Annotated in this window: 15 protein-coding genes; 9 read left to right on the top strand and 6 right to left on the bottom strand. The window is 61.8% G+C overall.

All coding sequences use genetic code 11. The features are described from left to right. The first annotated feature begins 32 nt into the window (after positions 1-32). Positions 33-1,703: a ShlB/FhaC/HecB family hemolysin secretion/activation protein gene (locus ACK6BI_RS01465; RefSeq protein WP_409315722.1), complete on the top strand. Its 1,671-nt coding sequence runs from the start codon at positions 33-35 to the stop codon at positions 1,701-1,703. A gap of 17 nt (positions 1,704-1,720) precedes the next feature. On the opposite strand, the gene ACK6BI_RS01460 is transcribed toward ACK6BI_RS01465, so the two are convergent. The 4 genes from ACK6BI_RS01460 to ACK6BI_RS01445 form a co-directional block, all read right to left on the bottom strand. Next, a complete protein-coding gene (locus tag ACK6BI_RS01460; RefSeq protein ID WP_409315721.1) occupies positions 1,721-4,120 on the bottom strand; it encodes an autotransporter domain-containing protein in 2,400 nt (799 codons plus the stop codon). Between the two features lie 187 nt (positions 4,121-4,307). After that, on the bottom strand, positions 4,308-4,715 hold the full coding sequence (locus ACK6BI_RS01455; RefSeq protein WP_065260228.1) for a response regulator: 408 nt from the start codon (positions 4,713-4,715) through the stop codon (positions 4,308-4,310). 63 nt (positions 4,716-4,778) lie between these two features. After that, positions 4,779-4,991 carry a Flp family type IVb pilin gene (locus ACK6BI_RS01450; RefSeq protein ID WP_409315720.1) on the bottom strand — a complete coding sequence of 71 codons (213 nt, stop codon included), beginning with the start codon at positions 4,989-4,991 and terminating at the stop codon, positions 4,779-4,781. Positions 4,992-5,112: 121 nt separating this feature from the next. Next, the gene (locus ACK6BI_RS01445; RefSeq protein ID WP_065260230.1) at positions 5,113-5,319 is read right to left on the bottom strand and encodes a Flp family type IVb pilin; all 207 of its coding nucleotides are present in this window, start codon (positions 5,317-5,319) and stop codon (positions 5,113-5,115) included. A 331-nt stretch (positions 5,320-5,650) separates the two neighbouring features. Here ACK6BI_RS01445 and cpaB point away from each other — a divergent pair, with 331 nt between their 5' ends. Genes cpaB through ACK6BI_RS01405 form a run of 8 tightly spaced genes read left to right on the top strand, consistent with a single transcriptional unit; the run spans position 5,651 to position 13,104 of the window. Further along, positions 5,651-6,592 carry a Flp pilus assembly protein CpaB gene (gene cpaB / locus ACK6BI_RS01440; RefSeq protein WP_409315719.1) on the top strand — a complete coding sequence of 314 codons (942 nt, stop codon included), beginning with the start codon at positions 5,651-5,653 and terminating at the stop codon, positions 6,590-6,592. Between the two features lie 20 nt (positions 6,593-6,612). Further along, positions 6,613-7,836: a type II and III secretion system protein family protein gene (locus tag ACK6BI_RS01435; RefSeq protein ID WP_409315718.1), complete on the top strand. Its 1,224-nt coding sequence runs from the start codon at positions 6,613-6,615 to the stop codon at positions 7,834-7,836. Continuing rightward, a complete protein-coding gene (locus ACK6BI_RS01430) occupies positions 7,833-9,023 on the top strand; it encodes a pilus assembly protein (protein WP_409315717.1) in 1,191 nt (396 codons plus the stop codon). The genes ACK6BI_RS01435 and ACK6BI_RS01430 overlap by 4 nt, the downstream gene beginning before the upstream one ends. Next, positions 9,020-10,288, top strand: coding sequence for a CpaF family protein (locus ACK6BI_RS01425; protein WP_409315716.1), 1,269 nt, complete (start codon positions 9,020-9,022; stop codon positions 10,286-10,288). The genes ACK6BI_RS01430 and ACK6BI_RS01425 overlap by 4 nt, the downstream gene beginning before the upstream one ends. A gap of 18 nt (positions 10,289-10,306) precedes the next feature. Continuing rightward, on the top strand, positions 10,307-11,191 hold the full coding sequence (locus ACK6BI_RS01420; protein WP_409315715.1) for a type II secretion system F family protein: 885 nt from the start codon (positions 10,307-10,309) through the stop codon (positions 11,189-11,191). Position 11,192: 1 nt separating this feature from the next. Then, positions 11,193-12,077, top strand: coding sequence for a type II secretion system F family protein (locus tag ACK6BI_RS01415; RefSeq protein WP_409315714.1), 885 nt, complete (start codon positions 11,193-11,195; stop codon positions 12,075-12,077). A gap of 15 nt (positions 12,078-12,092) precedes the next feature. After that, positions 12,093-12,815 carry a tetratricopeptide repeat protein gene (locus tag ACK6BI_RS01410; RefSeq protein ID WP_409315713.1) on the top strand — a complete coding sequence of 241 codons (723 nt, stop codon included), beginning with the start codon at positions 12,093-12,095 and terminating at the stop codon, positions 12,813-12,815. A 16-nt stretch (positions 12,816-12,831) separates the two neighbouring features. Further along, positions 12,832-13,104: a DUF3613 domain-containing protein gene (locus ACK6BI_RS01405; RefSeq protein WP_409315712.1), complete on the top strand. Its 273-nt coding sequence runs from the start codon at positions 12,832-12,834 to the stop codon at positions 13,102-13,104. A 48-nt stretch (positions 13,105-13,152) separates the two neighbouring features. Here ACK6BI_RS01405 and ACK6BI_RS01400 read toward each other — a convergent pair whose 3' ends face one another. Together ACK6BI_RS01400 and ACK6BI_RS01395 are read right to left on the bottom strand one after the other, a co-directional pair. After that, positions 13,153-13,929 (bottom strand): response regulator transcription factor, encoded by a 777-nt coding sequence (locus tag ACK6BI_RS01400; protein ID WP_409315711.1) that lies wholly within the window; start codon positions 13,927-13,929, stop codon positions 13,153-13,155. A 125-nt stretch (positions 13,930-14,054) separates the two neighbouring features. After that, complete coding sequence (locus ACK6BI_RS01395) at positions 14,055-14,525, bottom strand: prepilin peptidase (protein WP_409315710.1); 471 nt, start codon at positions 14,523-14,525, stop codon at positions 14,055-14,057. Between the last annotated feature and the right edge of the window lie 8 nt (positions 14,526-14,533).

The following is a 14,533-nucleotide window of genomic DNA, read 5'->3' as shown; positions in this document are numbered from 1 at the left end:
CCCGGTGCTGCGGTTTGAACATGGAGTGTCCTATGCGCGTTATGGCATCCCTGCTGTTGCTCAGTCTCAGTTCCACAGCTCTCGCCGACACCCTTCCCAGCTTTCTGAACAGTAACGAAACCATTCGCAACCTGCCGGTGCCGAACCTGCCTGCCGACGCCTACCGGCCAAGCGCGGCTCCGCTGCAGGTCCCGGAGCCCGGTGCCGCGGCAGCCGAACCGCTGATGATGGGGACGAAGATCAATCTGAAAACCGTACAGATCGAGGGCGGAACGCTTTATCCGCTCAACGAACTGGCAGAAATCTACAACCCCCTGATCGGCCATCAATCCAGCCTCGCCGATCTGATCGAAGCCACCCGCAACATCACCCGACGCTACCAGAACGACGGCTACCTGCTGTCCTACGCGTTTCTGCCACAACAGAATTTCCGGGACGGCGTGGCGCGGGTGGTGCTGGTGGAAGGCTACGTGAGGGATGTGCAGGTGCAGGGCGACGTGGGCCGGGTCAAGGGACTGCTCGACAGGCTGGCGGCGAAAATCCAGGCTGAACGCCCGCTGACCCGCAAGACCTTCGAGCGCTATACCACTTTGATGACGCGGATTCCGGGTGTCACGATCCAGGCCCAGGTACCGCCGCCCGGCACCACCGACGGCGCGACCACGCTGATCGCCCAGGCCAGCCGCAAGCCGTTCACCAGTTCCCTGAGCACCACCGAAGACAATCGCAAGGGCACCCAGGCCCTGCTCGGTGTCAGCAGCAACTCCCAGACGTCGATGGGCGAACAGCTGACGCTCAGCGGGCTGTTTCCACCGGGAAAGGATCACGAGCATTACTACCGTCTGGACTACAGCCAGTTTCTCGACGCCGAAGGCACGCAACTGAACCTGTCCGCCTCGCGCTACCGCGCCGATCCCGGCACCAACGTGGCACTGAACAATGGCCTGGAGCTCAAGCCCCACCGCGAGAACGACCGCTACTCGGTCGGCTTCAGCCTGCCGCTGATTGCCGCCTCGAACGAACTGTTGACCGCGGGCGCGCGCCTGTATGCGGTCAACGACAAGACCCGCTATAACGTCATCGGCTACCCGTTGAGTGTCGAAGAACGCACCGACATCCGCGCCCTCGCCTTCGAAAGTGACTGGCGCAAGGCCGACGCCCGCCAGTTGCGGATTCTCAGCGGCGGTGTCTATCAAGGGCTCGACAGCATGGGCGCGCACACCAACAACAGCGCCATCGATCTCAATTTCCTGCGCCTGCGCCTTTCCGGGGTGCAGAGCGACAAGTTCTTCGATAACTGGCAAGGCGTGCTCTCGGGCGCGCTGTACTGGACCGACGACACCCTGCCCGACAGTGAGCGCGCGGTGTTCGGCGGGCAGAACTTCGGCCGTGGCTACCCGGACGATCAGGCATCCGGCGACAAGGGCTGGGGTGTGGCTTACGAGATCAACTACAGCTTCAACCGCGACGGCAACTGGGTGCGCATCCTGCAACCCTATGTCGTGCTCGACCGTTCCCGCAGCTGGTTCAACCAGTTGCCGGTGCAGGCCAACAGCCTGTCATCGGCAGCCGTGGGCCTCAGATTTGGCGATGCCAGGTACTACAACATCGCCCTGGAAGCGGCCAAGCCCATGTCCGATGAAGCGCTGGATACCTACAATCGCCGGCCACGCTACAGCATCAGTTTCAGCTATCAGCTGTAGCCCGGCCGGCTGTGCGGTCAGAAGGCGTAACGCACTTTTGCAGTGAAACCGTCAGCGTTGAAACCGCTGGCGGTCACGTAGTTGTACGATCCACCGACGCTCCACGGGCCCATGCGATAGTTGGCGCCCAGACCCAGTTCATAGCTGTCGCGAACCGGTGTCGTGCCCCGGCTGGTGAACGAGTCACCACCCAGCACGAAGGAAGAAGTGGTCGCTGTCCTGTCGCCAATGACGTCATGCCAGGCCATCAGTTTCGCTTCCGGCTCGAAGCTGCCCGACCCCATGGCAAACGCTGCGGCCAGACGTGCGCCGGCGCCGACTTCACCCACTTCGTAGCGTTGGCTGCCGACATTCAGCGAGGCCGAACTGCCCTTCTCGCGATAGCTGTCCATGCTCACGTTGGCGTAACGCGCGCCGACCCGGGGTTCGAGCACCACATCCGGCATCAGGCGCACGGTGTAACCGGCCAGCGCACTGACACCGAACACGTTGCTGTCGTAATCACCCTTGGCTCGCGTGCCGGCGATGTAGCGCTTTGATTCGTTGTCGTTCCAGCCGTACATCAACGACGTATCGGCGAACCAGTTGTCGTGAGTCCAGTTGCCGTACAGGGTCAGGGCATGCCCGGTGACCCTGGTCTTGTTGCCGCGATCGGATTTCACATCGGTGTCGAGGTAGCTGTAGGCCAGGCCGACCGCCAGATCGGCATTCAGCTGACCATCGGCACCGACGGCGATACCGTGGCTGTCGGCGTCATAACCGCTGACGCCGCGACGCTGATCCTGACTGGCGTCGCTGCTCAAGGCTTGCAGCCAGACGCCTTTTTCCATCGCAGCCGCCGCATCACGGGCGCGACTGGAGAGCTCGTCGAGCACACCTGAAACCAGCGTCTGGCTGTTGGTGGCGGCATGAATCACCCCACGGCTGACATCGGGGCTGAGGGTTTCGGACAGCCGTGCCAGTTGTGCGTCGGTACTGGCGTTGGCGAATGCCTGGAACACCGGATCCTGCTCGTCGAGCCGGGACAACAGACCCGACACGCGGCCCACCGCCATGGCCGCATTGCGACTGCCGCCGGCCCCAAGGGTGTTTTGCGCCAGCGTCTCTTCGGACTTGTTGGTCACCACGGACATGATGTCGTTGCCTGCGACTCCAAAACTCTTCACATCCAGCAACGCGGAGCTGGAGGTCACGTTGAGGTTGTTGCCGCCGATCAGATTGCCCGAGCTGATCAGGGTGTACTTCGTGCCGCCAGGCGTCACGCGAAAATCACTGGAGCGCGCCAGCAGACGCAAGGTGGCGCCCGGTGCGATATCGGTGGTACCGGTGACTTTCAATACCGGCAACGCCGGGTTGGTGTCGTTGCCCAAATACATTTCCAGCACCGAGTCGGATTCTTCCATGTCGAAGTCGCCGATGATCGTGGTGTGCGGTCTCATCAGGGTCAGCGTGCCGTCTTCGATGGTGACGTAGCCGGATTTGATGGTGGAACCGTCGAAGGTAGCTTCACCGTCGACACTCACACCGGACAGGCCGATCAGATCGCCTTTGACCTGGCCCCCATAGAGGTGAAAGTAGCTGACCCCGTCATCTACCTGAATCGCCGCCTGACCACCCTCGATCAGACCTTCCTGCTGATAGATCACGAACGGCAGGCTACCGGCCGGCTGATCGCTGACGTGCACACCGATGGACTCACCTGAAATCGTGCCCTGGTTGAACAGGGCGAAAGTACCCGTTCCTGCCGGAGCACTGTATTTCACGCCCTCCAGCGTCAAGGCTTCGGCGTTTGCCCCGGTGGCGCGAATCGTACCGTTGTTGTTCAGGGCTCCCTTGAGCGTGGCACCGTCGAGAAACAGCCCCAAAGCATCCATCCCGCTGGCGCTGATGGTGCCATTGTTGGATACCCCGTTCAGAGTGGTATGCACCAGCATCACGCCGCTGGCGGTCGCACCACTGACATCGATAACGCCATCGTTGAGCAGCGAGCCAGTGAATTGGCTTCCGATATCGGAAATGCCGGCGGAACTGCCGGAGCCGGCCAGGCCGTGGACAGCAATGGAACCCTTGTTGATCACGTTGTAGGCGACAGTGGTCGGCGTTGCACCGGCGGCTCCCAGATTGATGCCGACGCCATGATTGGCCCCATCGATCCGGATGGTGCCGTTGTTGCGCAACTGGTCAGCGGTCAGGCCCATGAACTGGGCGCCATAGGTAAAAGTCGACGGTGAACCGGGGGCAATGGTCCCGTTGCCGTTCAAATCGACCAGGCCGTAGTTCTGCAGGTTGCTGTTCAGCGGCCCGCCACTCAGGTCGTAATTCAGACTGGCGCCGGCAGCGTTGGTGATCGGGGCATGCAGCGCGGCTGCAGCGATGGACAGCGCCAAAAGCGAGTGGCGCAAGCGAGCAGTGTTCAAACGGGATTCCCTTCCAAAACATGAAAAACAGTTTCAGCAGGGTTCACACATTGTGTCAGACGTCCCTGCCGCGTCAGTCCGGATCATCCGGATCGGGCGCGGGGAATGTACACGAGCCATCATTTCGACACCACCTCAAAGTCAAACAAATGGCGTCAATTTCTGAATGAATGCCTCGTACCGGTCATCACGAGATATTGATACCGGGTCTGGGAAACAGGTTGTCGAGGGTTTCCAGCAACCGCACGTGATAGATCGGCTTGCGGAACAGGTCCAGCACCTGCAAGCGCAGCATGTCGCTGACGTCCTCCATGTCCGCATGCCCCGAGGTCACGATCACCGGCAGATGCTGGCGCGAGGTGTGTTCGCGCAGGCGTTTGATCAGCGACATGCCACTTTCTTCCGGCATGCGCAGATCGGTGATCACCAGGGCGATGTCGGGATGGCGGGTCAGATGATGCAGGGCGAGTTTCACCGAGGTCGCGGTATGACAGACGAAACCCTCGCCCTCCAGCAACTCCGCCAGCTCCAGCAACGCGTCCTCCTCATCGTCAACCAGAAGCAACTGTTGGCGGGGCAGCGAGGAAGCAGTCATGGGTCAATCCCTGAGAAGCTTAAAGTGAAACCGAGTGTAGTGTGAGATTGGCGCCCCAGCGAGTCAGGGGGTCTGCACTGGTGCGGTTTGTGCGGTACCACCCAGAGCCACGAGGATATTGTTGAAAATGGCCAGCACCTTGGCGCCTACCGGCGTCACGAACACAACAACCACAACGGCGACCATGGCCACCACAATGGCGTATTCAATGGCCGACGCGCCTTCATGGCTGTGCAGAAAACGCCGGGCATGCAACATCAGGAACTCGAAGAGCATGGCGCTACTCCTTGGTGCCGGGGCACCGGATGGCGGCTTTCAAAGGTGCTCGCGGTTTACGGCCCGGAACACAGGCCGAAACCGGCAGGCAGGATTCGACGAACGAGGTGACGAGACGTGATCAGGGCACAGGCTTGGTCTGCGCAGTGCCGCCGAGAGCGACCAGAACAGAGTTGAAGATGTTCAGCACCTTGGTGCCGATCGGCGTCACGAACACCACGACCACCACCGCGACCATCGCTACCACGATCGCGTATTCGATAGCCGAAGCCCCTTCCTCACTCTTGAAAAACAAACGGGCTCTGGCCAGCAGATAATCGAGAATCATACGTTCACTCCTTTGCGCTCCCGGCGCCGATGTCGCTACAGCGGCAATGCTTCCACCGTGCCATCTGAGCATTGTCAACAAACCACCCGTCAACAACTGTAAGAACGGATTAATCCCAAAGCATTAATCGCTTCGTCTTTCTGCCCATTCCGACTGCTATTTGGCCAACACCCATACTTTCGTAGGTTATTTGCCTGCCAGTAATGGCGTTTTGGCTTGTTTCAGCTAGCGTGGAAATAGCGAAATAGTTGGATGTTCATAGCTGCCTGATTGCGATGTTCCCTTGGTTGGAAGTGCGGGCTGGTAGTGCAGCAGGAAAGGGAGAGCCATCATGAACAGTCGCGTCACCATGGGCCTTGCCGCCGTGCTTCTGCTGGGAGCCATCGTTGTCGGCTACTGGGGCCTTGTTCTCAGCCGGCAACCGGCTCCCGTTGCCGAGGCTCCCGCACCTGCGGTGGTCACCGTGGAAAAGACCGTTACCGCCGCCGAAGATCAGACCCGCCAGCCCGTAGTTGTCCTGGTGCACGACGTTCCGCCCTTCACCCCGCTCACTGCCGCCGACCTGGCCATCGAAAAACTGCGCAGCGCCCCCGCCGGGAGCCTCGGCACCATCGAACAAGCCGTAGGCCGCACGCCCTGGCGTCGTCTCAGTGCCGGCACCTGGCTAAACGCTGAAAGCTTCGAAGCAGGCGGCGCGCTGGCACGCATGATCCACAGTGACGAGCGCGCGCTGGCCGTGTCGGTGGATGAAGTGATCGGTGCCGCCGGACAGCTGATGCCCGGCGATTACGTCGACGTGTTGCTGTACCTGCGTCAGGACGCCAGCAACCCGCAACAGTCGGCGCAGATCGTGGTGCCGGCAATGCGCGTACTCGGCGTTGGCGAACAGTACGGCCTGACCAACGACGGCCAGCCAGCCACACCGGCACTGAGCGCCGATGACAAGCTCAAACAGGATCAGCGCCGGCTCACCGCGCGCACCGTGGTGCTGGCGGTGCCGGAACAACTGCTGAGCCGGATGATGCTCGCCACCCAGGTCGGGACCTTGCGCCTGGCGGTGCGCAGCAGCGAAGAACAGCGCCTGGCCAAATACTGGGCCGGCGAAAAGCAGACACAGGACAAATTGGTCGCCGCCAACAGCCAGCTCTTCCAGTTCACCCAGCTCGCGCTGGGCGCTGCGCCGAAAGCCCCGTCCAGCGGCGAGCACGGCGGCGCAATGCGACCTGCCGTGGAAGTGATTCGCGGCAATCAGGTCACCCAACAGAATCCATGACTGAGCAAGGATCCAAGTGCATGCAGAGTCGTTCCTGGCCGACCTTCAACCCCCTGCTGCGGGGCTTTCTGTTGATGGGACTGTCGATGAGCGCCGCGCAGGCGGCCACCGGCAACTGCTCGGCATTGAGCCGGCTGCCGCCAGTGATTGAAGTCAACGAGGGCTGGCAACAAGACATGCAATCGCCGGTGGCAATCACGCGCCTGGCCATCGGCGACCCGAAAATCGCCGATGTGCACGCCACCGGAAATTCGTCGTTTCTGCTCACCGGCATGGCCCCCGGCGCCACCAGCCTGATGGTCTGGACCGGGTGTTCGAGCGAGCCGCGTCAGAGCATGGTGTTTGTCCAGGGCGCCGCCACGAACGCGCTGACCGGGACCGCCCCATTGCCGTCGGAAGATGCGCAGCTGCCATCACAGGTGCAGACCGACATTCGCTTCGTCGAAGTCAGCCGCACCAAGCTCAAACAGGCCTCGGCCTCGATTATCGGCACCCGTGGCAATTTCCTCTTCGGCTCTCCGGGGACATTGCCGACCATCGATGGCGTACCGCAACCGCGCCTGCCGGTGGATAACTCGCTGTTCAACTTCTCGTGGATCGGCGGCAAGACCATGGCAATCATCAATGCCCTGGAGGGCAGCGGTTTTGCCTACACCCTGGCCCGCCCCAGTCTGGTGGCGCTGAGCGGACAGAGCGCAAGCTTCCTTGCCGGTGGCCAGATCCCGATTCCGGTACCCAGCTCCGGCAGCGACAGCGTGTCCATCGAATACAAGGAATTCGGCATCCGCCTGACCCTGACGCCGACGATCATCAGCCACGACCGCATCGCCCTGAAAGTCGCACCGGAAGTCAGCGAGCTGGACTTCAGCAATGCCGTGCAGATCGCTGGCACCACAGTGCCGGCCCTGACCATCCGCCGTACCGACACGAGCATTTCCCTGGCCGATGGCGAGAGCTTCGTCATCAGTGGTCTGATCAGCACCAGCAACACCTCCCAGGTCGACAAGTTTCCGGGGCTGGGGGATATCCCGGTGCTGGGAGCGTTTTTCAAAAGCTCGCAGATCAAACGCGAAGAGCGCGAACTGCTGATGATCGTCACCCCGCATCTGGTGCATCCGCTGTCGGCAGAGGCGCAACTGCCGTCGCTGCCGGGAGAGAAACTGCGCAACTACGATCCAAACTTCTACCGCATGTTTTTCCTGGAGAACGGCAACTTCGACAAACGCAGCGGGTTGTCCCAATGAGCCAGAACCTGAGTCAGACCTTTCTCGCCATCACCCGCAACAGCACCGATCTGGAGTGGCTGCAAAACGCGCTTGCCCCCCTGGGGCAAGTGGTCAGCGCCGGTACGGGCAGCCTCGACGAATTGCTCGCACTGGTGGATGTCACCTTCGCCAGCCTGGTGTTCGTCGGCCTCGACCGAGAACACGTGGTCGCCCAGAGTGCGCTGATCGAAGGCGCGCTGGAAGCCAAGCCGATGCTGGCGATCGTGGCCCTGGGCGACGGCATGGACAACCAGTTGGTGCTCAACGCCATGCGCGCCGGGGCGCGGGATTTCGTCGCTTATGGTTCGCGCTCCAGCGAGGTGGCCGGGCTGGTGCGCCGCCTGAGCAAGCGCATGCCGCCGGTGACCCACAACGCGCAACTGGGTGGCCTGACGGTTCTGTACGGCGTGCAGAGCAGTTCCGACGGCGCGCTGTTGTCCAACCACATGGCACTGGTGGTGCAAAAGAGCGGGCAACAGACACTGCTGCTGGACCTCGGCCTGCCTCGCGGCGACAGTCTGGCGCTGCTGGGGCTGGAGAGTTCGTTCCATTTCGGCGATGCCTTGCGCCACGTGCGCAGGCTCGACGCCACGCTGATCGACAGCGCCTTCACCAGCGCCGAAGCAGGGCTGCGGATTCTCGCCTATGCCGACAATGACGAGCCGCTGGAAAGCACCAGCGCCGCCGAGCTGTACATGCTGCTCAGCGCCCTGCGCCAGCACTTCCAGCACATCGTCGTGAACCTCACCGGCCAGCCCGACAGCGAAGCCTTGCGCACCTTCGTCAGCCATTGCGACAAGCTGATCTGGTACACCGACCAGAACGTCCTCAACTGCCGACGCAACCTTGCGGTGTTCAACCTGTGGCGGGAAAAAGGCATGAAGCTCGACCACGGACGGCTGTTGGTCGACCGTTATCTGAGTAACGTCGCGCCGGATGCGGAAACCCTCGGCAAGACCTTCAATCTGGAGGTGATCGCCGTGCTGGCCTTGAGTCCGGAGTTGCGTCTGAACGCCAAGAATCAGGGTGTCAGCCTGTTTGAACTGGCCCCCCGGGAAAAACTCACCCAGAGCCTGCGGGCGCTTGGCGAACGACTGGCCAAACGCTCCGAACGCCTGGCCAAACCCAAGGTCACCTGGTTCGACCGCTTGCGAGGCATCTCATGAGCGCGGAAAAACTCTTCGGCGCCCCGACGCGAGGCCTGTCGGGCAACAGCGACCACGAAGGCCTGAAACTGGTGCTGCATCGCTACATCATCGATGCCATCGAGGAATCCGGAAAAAACCTGCTGGAAGGTTCACGGCAGTTGCTCGCGCAGTTCGTCACCGACAAGGTCGCCGAATACATCGCCCGCCTGCACCTGGCGATTTCACGCTACGAGATGGAACGGCTGGCGGAAGAGATCGTCGATGAACTGACCGGCTTCGGCCCGCTGGAAGTGTTGCTGCGCGACAGCGCCGTGACCGAGATTCTGGTCAACGGCCCGCACCGCGTGTTCATCGAACGCGACGGCGTGCTGCATCAAAGTGACCTGCGCTTCATCGATGCACATCACGTCGAACGGGTCATGCAACGCATTCTCGCGCCCCTCGGGCGACGGCTGGACGAATCTTCGCCGATGGTCGATGCGCGGCTTCCCGACGGCAGCCGGGTCAACGCGATCATCCCGCCGATTGCTCTCGACGGGCCGTGCCTGTCGATCCGGAAGTTCCGCAAGGACATGCTCAAGAGCAGCGACCTGATCGCCATGCAGACCATCGACCTGGCCATATTCGACTGCCTGCAGGAAGCAGTGGGCAAGCGCTGCAACATCCTGATCAGCGGTGGCACCGGGACCGGCAAGACCACGCTGCTGAACATTCTCAGCCAATTGATCGATCCCCACGAACGGTTGGTGACCATCGAGGACGTCGCCGAACTGCAGCTTGGCCACCCGCACGTGGTGCGTCTGGAAACACGCCCGCCGAACGCCGAAGGCCATGGCGAGGTCAAGGCCAGCGACCTGATCCGCAACGCCCTGCGGATGCGCCCGGACCGGATCATTCTCGGCGAGATCCGCGGCGTCGAGGTGCTCGACGTGCTCACCGCGATGAATACCGGTCACGACGGTTCGATGAGTACGGTGCACGCCAACAATGCCCAGGACGCACTGCTGCGTCTGGAAACCCTGGTCGGTCTGACCGGCCGCTCGGTGGCCGAGCGCACGTTGCGACAGATGATCTGTGCCGCGCTCGACCTGATCATCCAGTTGACCCGCATGCCCGATGGCCGACGCTGCGTGAGCGAGGTGGTGGAAGTGGTCGGTGTGCGCGAAGACATCTATGTCACCAACACCTTGTTCCGCCTCGACCGGCGCACCGGGTTCGGCTTCCTGCGCGAAGCGGTCAATCCGGCCGGCGACAAGTTGCGACACGAGTCGAGCCTGGGCTGAGCGCATGGAGCTTTCGTCATGATGGGGCCGGTGATTCTCATCGCCATTTGCCTGATGCTGCTGGGGCTGTCGATTCGCCTGTTCCTGCATGGCGTACGCAAGACCGCCAACGAACGGGTGCTCAGTCGCCTGGCCGCCGGACAGCCACAGACTGCACCGGGAAAAACCTCGTGGACCGGGCTCGAGCGCATGTTCCTGCGCGCAGGTCTGGGCCGTCCCGGCGAGCGTCTGGGGTTATGGCTGGCGCTATGGGTCATCGCGATGATGCTCGGTTACCTGGCCGCCGACTGGGTCGGCCTGTTGATCCTGGCGCTTGCCCCGCCCCTGGCAATGCGGCTGTACATCGCCTGGCTGTATCGACGCCGGCTCCATCGCATGATCGAGCAACTGCCGCAGTTGCTCGATCACACGGTGCGCAGCCTCAAATCCGGGCGCACCCTGAGCGACGCCGTGCTCGGCGGCATCGAGTCCAGCGAGGATCCGTTGAAAACCGCGATGGGCCGGGTGCAGCGCAACGTGCAACTGGGGGTGAACCTGCCGGATGCGGTGAGCGACTTCGCCGAGCTCTACGAACAGGACGAACTGCGCATGTTCGCCCTGGGCCTGAAGGTCAATCACCGCTACGGCGGCAATGCCAGCGAGCTGCTGGAAAACCTGATCAAACTGATCCGCGAGCGCGACCAAGGCGCCCGCCAGCTGCGTGCCCTGACCGGCGAAACCCGCCTGACGGCATGGGTGCTCGGATCGCTGCCGGTGATCCTGGTCAGCTATTTCATGCTGACCAATCCCGGCTACATGCTCGGCATGTGGAAAGACCCCGGTGGCCAGACCATGCTGATCGTCGCGGTGGTGTTGCAGGTGATCGGCAGCCTGGCGCTGTGGCGCATGTTGAGGAGTGTCTGAGATGGTAATCCTGGCCAGTCTCATGCTGCTGCTCGGGGCGCTGATGCTGGTCGGCAACCATTTGTTGACCGAACGCCGTCGGGTGCGTCAGGTCAACCAGCGCCTGCGAGGTCATCTGGTACGCGAAAGTCGCCTGCGCAACTGGATGCGAGCACTGGGCAACAGCCGCTTCGGCCAGCGTTCGGTGAGCATGGACAGCGAAACCCAGACCTTGCTCAACCGTCTCGGCTGGCGCCGCGCCAGTGAGCGCTCGCTGTTTGCCGCCTGCCAGATCGGTACACCGCTGCTGGCATTGGGCATCGGGCTGTTCTTGCAGGAAGTGTTCTTTCCCCAGACACCCAAGGGCTGGCTGGTGCCGATGTTCGCCACCGGTACCGGTTACCTGCTGCCCAAGCGCCTGCTGGCCTATGCCGCTGCCCGGCGGCAGAAAAACATCGCCGTGGAGGTTTCGACGTTCATTCCCCTGCTGCGCATCCTGTTCGAATCCGGCATGGCGGTCGAGCAGGCATTGCGTGTGTTGAGCATCGAAGGGCAGAAACTGTTGCCGGAACTGACCAGCGAACTGCGCCTGATTCTGGCTCGCGTCGACTCGGGGCTGGAATTGGGTCAGGAACTGAACAACGCGGCAACGATGCTGGCGGTGGATGAGTTCACCGACACCTGCGTGATCCTCCAGCAACTGATTCAACAGGGTGGCGGCGCAATGAAATCGCTGCTGGCGCTCAAGCAACTGCTGGATGACCGACGTCTGACGCGCTTGCAGGAGTACATCTCGAAGATGTCGGCGAAGATGTCGGTGGTCATGATGCTGTTCCTGTTTCCGGCCTTGCTGATCGTGCTGGCGGGCCCCGGCTTTACCGCAATCACCCGGGCGTTCGCGTCCTGACATGGAGAGCGTTTGATGAAAGCACTGATGGTGGTGGCAAGCCTGTTGCTGCTGGGCGGTTGCGCAACCGATGGCCAGGCGCCGTGGACGGCCATGCTGGCGCCCGCCGGTTGCAGCAAGCTGAGTTCGGAGCAGGAGCTGTCGCTGAATCTGGTGGACGAACTGGCCAACGACGGCAAGCTGCATGCCAGTCTGGCCAACCTGCAAGGCCTTCCCGACAACCTGGTGGAAGTGCGTCTGCGCAAGGCCAAGGTCTATCGCCTGCTGGGGCGCAGCGAAGCCGAACCGCTGTATCGCGGCCTGCTCGGCACCTGCCTGAGTGCCGACGCCGAACACGGTCTTGGACAGCTGTATGCCGCCCGGGGCGATAACGGTCAGGCGCAGGCTCACCTGCAACGGGCCGTTCGACTGGCGCCGACCAATGAAAACATCCATAACGATCTGGGCGTGGTGTACCTCAATCAGCTGCGACTCGAAGACGCGCGCTTCGAGTTCCTGACAGCCATCGAACTCAAGCAGAACAATCAACTGGCGACGCTGAATCTGGTCACCCTGCTGATCTACCAGAACAACTGGCAGCAAGCCGCCGAAATCGTCAGTCGTGCGCACCTGACCCCGGAACAATTCACCGAGGCTCAGGAGCGCGCAGAAAGACTCAAGGCTCCGGTTCCGGCCAAATCTGCCGCGGGCAATCAGGTCGCGGCCGTGGCCGACTCGCAACCGGCGACCCTCAAATGACCTTCAAGGAGCTGCCATGCACATTTTCAAGACACTGTGCTGCCTGAGTCTGCTGAGCCTGCCGCTTGGCGTACAGGCCATCGACGCCGGCCCGGCCTCGGCCCAGCAGCAGGAAACCGAGGGCTGGTTGCTGCTGCAAAGCCGCAACAAGGCCGCCTCCCCCAATCCGCAGGCAGCCACGGCCACCGAGCGTGAACTGGCCATGCAACGCTGGCTGAAGAAATACAAATACGACATTCCCGACTTCTATGACCAGGATGCCGGAGGCAAGATCGACACGAAAAATTGAGGGGTAAGGCAGCCGTCGGTGATCTGACTCTGACGGCTGCAAGCCCGGTCAATGTTCCGTGACCCGCTGCCGCAAAGCCGCTGCGCTCGGCGAAAGGGCCAGCGCCAGTTGGGTGCGGTTGTGCATGTGGGTCAGGCGCAGCACCTGCGAGACGTAAAGTTTCACGGTGTTTTCGGTGATGCCCAGTTCGCAGGCAATCTGATAGTTGGTCTGCCCCTTGCCCACCAGGCGCGCCACATCCAGTTGCCGTGGGGACAACTGATTGAAGATGGCCGGGATCTCCAGTGCATCCGCGTCACCCGATGCCTGTTCGCTGACGATAGCCGGCCCGCGGCGCACCCTGTCCAGATCCTGATACAGATCATCGATGGACGACGACAGGTCCTGCAGTTTCTGGTTCAAGTGCCCCAGCTGCAGGGTTTTCTGCCGCTCCTGCAGGACCGCTTCCTGGCGTTGCAAGCCTTCGAGCAACTCGTCGAGATTGACCGGCTTCTGGTAGTAATCGGAAATTCCGGCGCGCAACGCCTTGATCACATCCTGCTTGTCGGCGCGACCGGTCAGCATGATCGCTTCGAACACCCGCTGCTTGCCGGCCTGGCGTTGCAGCTCTTGCACCAGTTGAATGCCGTCGAGGTCCGGCATGTGCAGATCGCACAGCACCAGACCGATCGCCGGATCTTCGGCAAAACGCTCGACCGCCTCCCTGCCGGACCCGCAGGGTACACAGCGAAACCCGCTGCTCTCGAGAAACTCGCAGAGCTCCTCGACGATCAATGGCTGATCATCGACAACGAGGACCTTTACCGCAGACGTAAGCTTGTTCACGTGCCACTCCATGCCCGGGCCAAAACTGACCATTCCTGTACTGTCAGCCGTTGGCTGTATAACCAGTACCTTAGAAAGTAGACGCACTTTCCGACTATGTACATAAGACTAGTGGCGTTTGGCGACTAATGGATCCAGGGGAGTGCCAGCAGAAAACCGACCAGCACGAACGGCGCAAATGGCAGCTTTTTTGACAGCGATGGCGCCATATATCGAAGACGATGCCTAAGCCCTTGACTCATATGCAGCCAGAGTCTTGGCGCCAGCAGGATCCAGACCAGGCTCGCTGCACCGGCACCGACAAAAACACCGAGCAGCGACAGACCGTCCGTCGCCAGACCGAGGGCTGTCATTAATTTCACATCGCCGGCCCCCATGCGCCCCATGAAATACCCCGGCAGGGTGAACGCCAGCGCCAACAGACAAGCCCAGCCACCCTGCACCGCTGCGGCCCCCGTCCAGGTCGTTCCGAAATACAGCAGATAAACCAGTGCCAGGGCACCAACACCCAGCGTCATGGCGTTGGCAATCCTGCGTTGCCGGGCATCCTGGACCGCGCACAGGGTCAGCCAGATCAAGAGAACAAGACTTTGCATCCGGTAAA

Source organism: Pseudomonas sp. KCJK9016 (assembly GCF_046231795.1).
GTDB classification, from domain to species: Bacteria; Pseudomonadota; Gammaproteobacteria; order Pseudomonadales; family Pseudomonadaceae; genus Aquipseudomonas; species Aquipseudomonas bananamidigenes.
The sequence above is the reverse complement of the archived record's forward strand: the minus strand, read 5'-3'. Positions and strand labels throughout refer to the sequence as shown.

Coding starts and splice junctions, on each gene's coding strand:
- ACK6BI_RS01465 (WP_409315722.1), top strand. CDS start 33: ATGCGCGTTATGGCATCCCTGCTGTTGCTCAGTCTCAGTTCCACAGCT.
- ACK6BI_RS01455 (WP_065260228.1), bottom strand. CDS start 4,715: ATGACTGCTTCCTCGCTGCCCCGCCAACAGTTGCTTCTGGTTGACGAT.
- ACK6BI_RS01450 (WP_409315720.1), bottom strand. CDS start 4,991: ATGCTCTTCGAGTTCCTGATGTTGCATGCCCGGCGTTTTCTGCACAGC.
- ACK6BI_RS01445 (WP_065260230.1), bottom strand. CDS start 5,319: ATGATTCTCGATTATCTGCTGGCCAGAGCCCGTTTGTTTTTCAAGAGT.
- cpaB (WP_409315719.1), top strand. CDS start 5,651: ATGAACAGTCGCGTCACCATGGGCCTTGCCGCCGTGCTTCTGCTGGGA.
- ACK6BI_RS01435 (WP_409315718.1), top strand. CDS start 6,613: ATGCAGAGTCGTTCCTGGCCGACCTTCAACCCCCTGCTGCGGGGCTTT.
- ACK6BI_RS01430 (WP_409315717.1), top strand. CDS start 7,833: ATGAGCCAGAACCTGAGTCAGACCTTTCTCGCCATCACCCGCAACAGC.
- ACK6BI_RS01425 (WP_409315716.1), top strand. CDS start 9,020: ATGAGCGCGGAAAAACTCTTCGGCGCCCCGACGCGAGGCCTGTCGGGC.
- ACK6BI_RS01420 (WP_409315715.1), top strand. CDS start 10,307: ATGATGGGGCCGGTGATTCTCATCGCCATTTGCCTGATGCTGCTGGGG.
- ACK6BI_RS01415 (WP_409315714.1), top strand. CDS start 11,193: ATGGTAATCCTGGCCAGTCTCATGCTGCTGCTCGGGGCGCTGATGCTG.
- ACK6BI_RS01410 (WP_409315713.1), top strand. CDS start 12,093: ATGAAAGCACTGATGGTGGTGGCAAGCCTGTTGCTGCTGGGCGGTTGC.
- ACK6BI_RS01405 (WP_409315712.1), top strand. CDS start 12,832: ATGCACATTTTCAAGACACTGTGCTGCCTGAGTCTGCTGAGCCTGCCG.
- ACK6BI_RS01395 (WP_409315710.1), bottom strand. CDS start 14,525: ATGCAAAGTCTTGTTCTCTTGATCTGGCTGACCCTGTGCGCGGTCCAG.